The organism is Vibrio sp. V39_P1S14PM300, assembly GCF_009904765.1.
GTDB classification, from domain to species: domain Bacteria; phylum Pseudomonadota; class Gammaproteobacteria; order Enterobacterales; family Vibrionaceae; genus Vibrio; species Vibrio proteolyticus.
On the sequence record NZ_WXWP01000276.1, the window covers coordinates 1 to 7,049 of the forward strand.

Below are 7,049 nucleotides of genomic sequence, written 5' to 3' on the forward strand. Positions count from 1 at the left end.
GTCTACACTTTATTGCGTGAATGGCCGAAGCAGAAACAAAACAAGATGAATGAAAAAATAAAATTTGCAACCAAGGCCGCCCTCAGCCTCACTTTAGCCTTTTTGATTCCTTTTGCATTGGGCTGGCCACAAGCGTCCACGGCTGCAACCACAGTGATGTTAATTGCGTCGACCGGCGGTACCCGGGAGTCGCTGGCCAAAGGCACATTGCGTTTATTAGGCACACTCGCAGGAGCGGTGTTAGGTTTGTTATTGGTGGGCTGGTTTGCGCAAGATCGCCTGCTCTATATGTTGACGGTATCGGTTGTGGTGGCGTTCATTTTTTATTTCCGCAATGCCTATCAGAAAGATCCGACCCTGTTTATGCTCACCGGTGTCACTACGTTAATGATGGCCAATGGTGGTGATGCCGAGGGTGCATTTATTTATGGGGTAGATCGCGCCTACATGACAATGTTTGGTATCGTGATATACACATTAGTCGGCACCTTTTTATTTCCGACTAAAACAGAGCAAAACTTAAGGAAATTATCCGACAAACTCAATGAAGCACAACGACAATTATTTCATGCCATCATCAATAATCTCCGTATTAAAACGCAACTATCTACTCATCAAGATGCACAATATAATGCGGGCTCACCGCCAATAAACACCGATAAAAGTGATACGTCTTCAGAGGATATCTCCGAGTTAATAGATAACGTTTTCAACGCGCAATCGGCCCTGGAACAACACTTTTATACCGTCAGTCATGAATGCAGTGAAATATCAGCGTATCTAAAAGAGTGGCAACTGACACTGCATTATTACCAGTCGATCAGCCAACAATTGGTGATCACCGCGCAAAGTCATTTTATCCACCCAGAGGACCACGCGCTCCTCAGTAATTTTGACGAATCCATTGCTGCAATTGATGCATTGTTTCACGCCAGCCAAACCGCTTGGGACAACCAGGGAACGCCTTATCGCACGGACTCTCACCAAACGACCTACAATCAAGACGCCCTCACCAACGCAAGCCACGTTGAAAAAGGCTCAGCCCTGACATTGGGCTATGTGATCAACCAACTGCACCAGAACCTGTCCAGGCTCACTGAAACCATCAGTTGCATTGACTCAGTGACCAACCGCATTTCCTTCGATCCGCCGTTACAACGCAAAGCTGAACGGTTTTTGTGGTGGGATGCCGAAAACTGCAAAACAGCCATCAAAGTTTTTGTGACCTATTGGGTGGCAGGCGCCGTTTGGATCTATCTGAACCCTCCCGGGGGCTACCAGTTTGTGGTCTTCTCAACCATTTACATGTCCCTGCTGTCCTTTGTGCCAGTGCACCCAGTTATGCTGTTGGTACTGTTTACGTTCGGCTTTCTGTTCGCCGTGCCATCTTATGTGTTTGTGTTACCCCAACTGGAATTACCCGCCGAACTGGGCGCGTTTATTTTTATCTATGCCTTCGTTGGCTTCTACCTGTTCAAAGGTCCCGTTACGATTTTCTTTCTGCTGGGGCTATTCATACTCGGGCTCAACAATCAAATGACTTACAACTTCAGTATCATAATGACCATCATGATGCTGTTTTACATGGTCGTATTCATGATCATTTTCTCCCACTACTTTCCGTTTTCATCACGGCCCGAGCATCTGTTTGTGACGCTAAAAGAGCGCTACTTTCGCCATGTCAACGCGCTTTTCACGGCGTACCAAACGCAGAAAAACGACTGGTACTCGAGCACCATACGTAGCCTGCATCTGAAAACCCTGACGACGTCCGGCAGCAAGCTTCAGATGTGGGGGACCAAACTCAACCATAAACTGTTCTCAACGATCACTCCGGAGAGCGTTAAAGCCTTTACCGATGCCTGTCAGGTGCTTAGTAGCCATCTCAAAATTATGATCCAAGCCGAACATCAGTTGCGAGACAACCGATTGCTACGTGAACTTCGCTCGGGTAACCGCGACGATATCCTACCTGCCATGGCGCTGGCGTTAGCCCGGGATCATCACACCAGCGACCTGAATCATCGCTTCGATACGTTCGACGCCGAGTATCAGGAGTTTGAAACCAGACTGGAACAATTCTTCACGGATCTTGATTTCACTGACTACGCTTATTCAGAGATAGCGGGGTTTTATATCCTGCTGAATTTAAAGCGTAATGTGTATGAAGCTCTCAAACAGTGTAAAGCAACCTATGAGGATATCGATTGGGTGAACTTAAAACAAAAACGTTTTTGAGGTAGACACGATTATGACACTCTCCCTCAAACCCTATTGGCTCATTTTACCCCTTTGCGGATTGACCGCGTGTACCACGCTTGGGCCGGATTTCACCCGCCCCCAACCACTCGCTTTGCCAGCCAGTTGGACGCAGGACGATACTCATCAAGCACAGGATGATACCGCACTGTGGTGGCAACAGTTTCACGATCCGGTATTAAACCAATTGGTTGAGCAAGCCGGGGCGCAAAATCTCGATCTGGAAGCGGCCGGGTTACGTATCTTGCAGGCCCGCTCATTGCTCGGCGTTGCCGACGGCCTGCAATACCCTCAAGTTCAGACAGTATCGGGCAACCTGACGCGTCTCTACCAAAATGAAAACTCGTTCAATAATGCGGCAGTGAGTTTCGATGCCGGATGGGAAATGGATGTGTGGGGAAAATACGCGCGCGGTATCGAATCTGCACAGGCGGCCTATTACGCCTCGATTACTTCTTATCAGGACATCATGATTACGGTCACGGCAGAAGTGGCTCGTAATTACATTAATTACCGTACCTTCCAGGAGCGGATCCTGCTGTCACAACGCAATATTGAAATTCAGGAGCGAGTCGTCAACATCACACAAGTACAATACGACTCCGGCAACGTCACTGAGTTGGATGTACAGCAGGCCAAAAACCAGCTGTACACCACCAAAGCTGCCCTACCTTCACTGGAGATTGCCAAGCGTCAGGCGCGCAACGCTCTGGCAGTGCTGCTCGGCGTTTTGCCTGAGGAAGTACAGCCACTTCTAGATGGCAATAACTTGAGCGCCAAGCTGGCCGCGTATGAGGCAAAGTTTAAGGCAACCGGCAGTAAGCAAGCACTCTCAGGCGATGACAGCGATTCTTTGGTGCCACGTCCGCCGCAACTACAAACGGCAATCAATGCGAACCTGGTGATGCGCCGCCCTGATCTTCAGGTCGCCGAACTGCAAGCGCGCGCTCAGAGTGCCCAGATTGGCATTGCTCAGTCGGCGTTGTACCCCAGTTTTTCGCTGTTTGGCTCCATCGGCATAAACAGCACCGTACCCGATGGCAGCAGCTTCAGTTTCAGTGATTCCTTAACCCTCGCAGCAGGACCGACATTCAGCTGGAATATCTTCCAATACGGACGGGTGAAGAACAACATCCGCTATGAAGACGCCCGTTTTCAGGAAACCCTGACCAACTACAACAAGAAAGTGCTGCAGGCGGTTCAGGAAGTCACTAACGCCATTGATGCGTATGACTTGTATTTGCAGCAAAAAGCACTGCGTTTGCAATCAGTCAACGCCTCGATTCGCGCCTTCAATATCTCAATGACGCAGTATGAAAACGGTCAGATCTCATTTGAACGACTGTTGAACTCGGTCGAGAAAATGACTCGCAGTGAAGACAGTTATGCGCAAATTAAAGGCAATGTCGCCAATCAGGTCGTTGCACTGTACAAAGCGCTTGGTGGAGGCTGGCAAGCCTACTCAGGCAAACCCTTCGTCAATGACGATCTGGCGAAGCAGATGAGCGAGCGCACTGACTGGAAGGGCACACTGGCCCCCGAAGCGCGCGTATTGCCTCACGTGCAAAGCGTCAATATGCGGGAGGTGCAGTGATGCCACATGAACTCTCCTGGGGAGATATCTATTACTCACCATTGCTGCTGGTGCTGGTGATTGCGGTCACGGCGACCTGGATCACAGTACTGATTTTCAACAAGACCCGGCTCTCCCGATTTGTGGCCTATCCATCGTTGACCTTTATGGCCATTTTGGTGATGTACGTCGTTGCTATCGACAGCTTTTTCTTAAAATTTTAGGTACCCAACAAGATGAAAAAATTCCTTATCATCGCTGTAAACATTGTCATCCTGGGTGGGGCCATCTGGCTTGGCTACCAAAAATATCAGGACTATTTTAACAATCCGTGGACTCGCGATGGGCAGGTTCGGGCAAATGTGATTAAAGTGGCTCCGCGGGTTTCCGGCCCCATTGTCGATGTTGCAGTGGCGGACAACCAGCCAGTTAAAGCGGGGGATCTGCTGTTTGTCATCGATCCTGAAACCTATCAGGTAGCGCTGTCACAAGCCCAAGTGTCATTGGAAAAAGCCATCGTCAGTTCTCGCGGTAAAAAAATCGAATATGACCGACTGAAAGATATCCGGGCAAAAGACAGAGGCGCGGTGTCTCACAAGGATCTGATCCGTCGCGAAATCGCCTACGAAGAATCACTCCTGCAGATCAAGACCGCCGAAGAACAACTGAAATCCGCCAAACTTAACCTAAGCTACACCAAGGTTTACGCCTCGGTAGATGGTTTCGTTTCCAACCTGGATATTCGCACCGGAACACAAGCCGTAGCCAACCAACCACTGCTGGCTCTGATCGACAGCAGCAGTTTCTGGGTGTTCGGCTTCTTCCGCGAAAATCAGTTAGCCAACATCCACCCAGGCAGTGAAGCCCGAGTTACTCTGATGTCGCATCCGGATACACCGATTAAAGCACGTGTGGATTCGATTGGCTGGGGCATCGCCCCGAAAGACGGAACCGTAGGGTATAACCTGCTGCCGAACGTAAACCCGGTCTTTCAGTGGATCCGTCTCGCACAGCGGATTCCGGTACGAATCACCATCACCGAGCTGCCGCAAGGCGTTGACCTGAGGTTCGGTCTGACCGCCTCAATCATGGTCATCGCCGACGATCAAAGCACTCAGCAGTGAACCGGACATCAGCACAGGAAAACAACATGGCAATCGGACAACCGCTTAAAAACATCAATCAGGAAAATAATTTTTTCTATCTTACGCTGGCCCTGACTTCGCTTTTGATCAGCGCCGCTCTGGCGCAGGTGGTCGGCAGTGGCGTGCTTGAGCAGATTCTGACCCTGTTTACGATCGTCACGTTCATCGTTTGCCTAGTCAGTTTGCGTTTTGATAAAAACTGGTACCGATTTCTGGTGACGCTGGTATGTGCCTGGGTCGTCGCTATCGCAGTTCGCAACCTGCTGGGTGTCAAGAGTATGGATGTGGTGTCGCTGCTCCTGACCTTCGCATTCTTCTTCGGCACTTTTAAGTCCATCGCCCGGCAGATTCTGTTCAACGGAAAAGTAGATACCAACAAAGTCATCGGCTCAGTCGCCTTGTTTTTATTGCTCGGTCTGATGTGGGCGATTGTCTATCTGGTCATTCTGGAATTCTCTCCTCAGTCGTTCACCGGACTTACCGCCCAGTCCTGGGGAGAGAATTTTTCCAATGCCGCCTACTTCAGTTTCGTCACCCTCACCACGCTAGGTTATGGCGATATCAGCCCAATCACACCGATCGCTCAGGTCATCGTTTATCTGGAAGCCATTGCCGGCGTATTTTACATGGCGATCGTGGTTTCCAGCCTTGTCAGTTCTAACATTGAAAATCAGGTAAAGAAAAATGGATAAACAACTGGAACAGCAACAAAGCAAGATTTTCATCAGCAATATGGTGGAATCAGCGATTCGTATCGGCTTGCTGCTGATACTGCTGATGTTTACATACGATATTATCAAGCCGTTTATCATCCCTGTGATTTGGGGAGCGATTATCGCCGTCGCCCTGATGCCACTCACATTGAAAATCCAACGCTGGTATGGTGGGCGTCGTGGTCTGGCAGCCACCACCATCGCCCTGCTGGGGATCGCCTTATTGGTGACACCGTTTGTGATGATTTCGGGTTCCATTTATGAAGGAGCAACCCGGGTACTTGAAACATTGCAGCAAGGCCAAATTACCATCCCGGGGCCAAGCAGCAAAATCTCTGCTATTCCGGTGATCGGCGATAAGCTGTTCGAGGTATGGGATCTGTTCGCTACCAACCTGGAAAAAGCCATTCAAACCTTCTTGCCAGAAATCAAATCGGCGGTATCCTCGTTTGCTGGTGTGCTCGGCGGTGCGCTCGGCGGCCTGCTCCTGTTCATCATCTCGCTGGCGATTGCCGCGGGTTTTATGACCTACGCCGAACAGATCGCTAACTCGCTGAAGACCGTTGCCGTGCGCGCTGCGGGTAAGAATGCGGAGCGTTGGACATCGCTGATTGCCGCAACCATAAAAAGTGTCTTGCTGGGCGTGGTCGGTGTCGCAGCCATACAGGCGCTGTTAATTGGTGCCGGATTCTTCGTCTTTGGCATCCCGGCTGCGGGCCTGCTGACACTGATCCTGATGATTTTATGTATTGCTCAACTCCCGGCACTGATTGCCGTTTTACCAGTTATCATCTACATGTACGTGATGCAAGACAGCACCACCGCCACCCTGTTTACCGTTTGGGTAGTGGTCGGCGCCCTGTCGGAAAACCTGCTTAAACCTATGTTAATGGGCCGTGGCGTAGACGTGCCGATGCCCATTATCCTGATTGGTGCGATTGGCGGCATGTTGTTCTATGGCATTGTCGGCTTGTTCCTGGGAGCGGTCATACTGGCAATTTGGTATGAACTGTTTGTGTTTTGGATCCAGCTCGAACAACAGGAAGACGCAGCGGCCAATACACTGGCTCAGCCAAATACAGTTAATTCAGAAAAGGCTGACACATAAGTAGATTTAATATGATGCCATCCTTTTTCTTATAACCATGTTTTGTTTCTTTATTGCAGCCCTGATTAAGGGCTGCTTTTTTACATAACTTTCACCGGCGGACATAAACATGACGTTCATTGTTCGATTAAAGATGAACAAAGAACAATAAATTCAATAAAAATCAAATAAATAACAAAAAACGTTCATCTGATGATCTTTTCATTTCCCACATAATAAAAATTAATATTTTTCGTTAACTTGCATAAAAC

General features: G+C 49.3%; 6 protein-coding genes. All 6 read left to right on the forward strand.

The genetic code is table 11. From position 1 onward, the window contains the following. Positions 1 to 45: 45 nt before the first annotated feature. From CAG65_RS14040 to CAG65_RS14065, 6 genes are read left to right on the forward strand one after another with little or no spacing between them, the layout of a single operon-like run. Positions 46 to 2,238, forward strand: coding sequence for an FUSC family protein (locus CAG65_RS14040; protein WP_161454047.1), 2,193 nt, complete (start codon positions 46 to 48; stop codon positions 2,236 to 2,238). A 13-nt stretch (positions 2,239 to 2,251) separates the two neighbouring features. After that, positions 2,252 to 3,853, forward strand: a complete 1,602-nt coding sequence (locus CAG65_RS14045) for a TolC family protein (protein ID WP_161454048.1) — start codon at positions 2,252 to 2,254, stop codon at positions 3,851 to 3,853. Beyond that, complete coding sequence (locus CAG65_RS14050; RefSeq protein WP_021706091.1) at positions 3,853 to 4,056, forward strand: DUF1656 domain-containing protein; 204 nt, start codon at positions 3,853 to 3,855, stop codon at positions 4,054 to 4,056. The genes CAG65_RS14045 and CAG65_RS14050 overlap by 1 nt, the downstream gene beginning before the upstream one ends. Before the next feature lie 12 nt (positions 4,057 to 4,068). Beyond that, complete coding sequence (locus tag CAG65_RS14055; protein ID WP_161454049.1) at positions 4,069 to 4,956, forward strand: HlyD family secretion protein; 888 nt, start codon at positions 4,069 to 4,071, stop codon at positions 4,954 to 4,956. Positions 4,957 to 4,982: 26 nt separating this feature from the next. After that, positions 4,983 to 5,669 carry a potassium channel family protein gene (locus tag CAG65_RS14060; protein ID WP_021706089.1) on the forward strand — a complete coding sequence of 229 codons (687 nt, stop codon included), beginning with the start codon at positions 4,983 to 4,985 and terminating at the stop codon, positions 5,667 to 5,669. After that, positions 5,662 to 6,798, forward strand: coding sequence for an AI-2E family transporter (locus tag CAG65_RS14065; protein WP_161454050.1), 1,137 nt, complete (start codon positions 5,662 to 5,664; stop codon positions 6,796 to 6,798). The genes CAG65_RS14060 and CAG65_RS14065 overlap by 8 nt, the downstream gene beginning before the upstream one ends. Positions 6,799 to 7,049: the final 251 nt, after the last annotated feature.

Bases quoted from the DNA above. Each gene is read 5' to 3' on its own strand.
- CAG65_RS14040 (WP_161454047.1), top strand. From the start codon at position 46: ATGAATGAAAAAATAAAATTTGCAACCAAGGCCGCCCTCAGCCTCACT.
- CAG65_RS14045 (WP_161454048.1), top strand. From the start codon at position 2,252: ATGACACTCTCCCTCAAACCCTATTGGCTCATTTTACCCCTTTGCGGA.
- CAG65_RS14050 (WP_021706091.1), top strand. From the start codon at position 3,853: ATGCCACATGAACTCTCCTGGGGAGATATCTATTACTCACCATTGCTG.
- CAG65_RS14055 (WP_161454049.1), top strand. From the start codon at position 4,069: ATGAAAAAATTCCTTATCATCGCTGTAAACATTGTCATCCTGGGTGGG.
- CAG65_RS14060 (WP_021706089.1), top strand. From the start codon at position 4,983: ATGGCAATCGGACAACCGCTTAAAAACATCAATCAGGAAAATAATTTT.
- CAG65_RS14065 (WP_161454050.1), top strand. From the start codon at position 5,662: ATGGATAAACAACTGGAACAGCAACAAAGCAAGATTTTCATCAGCAAT.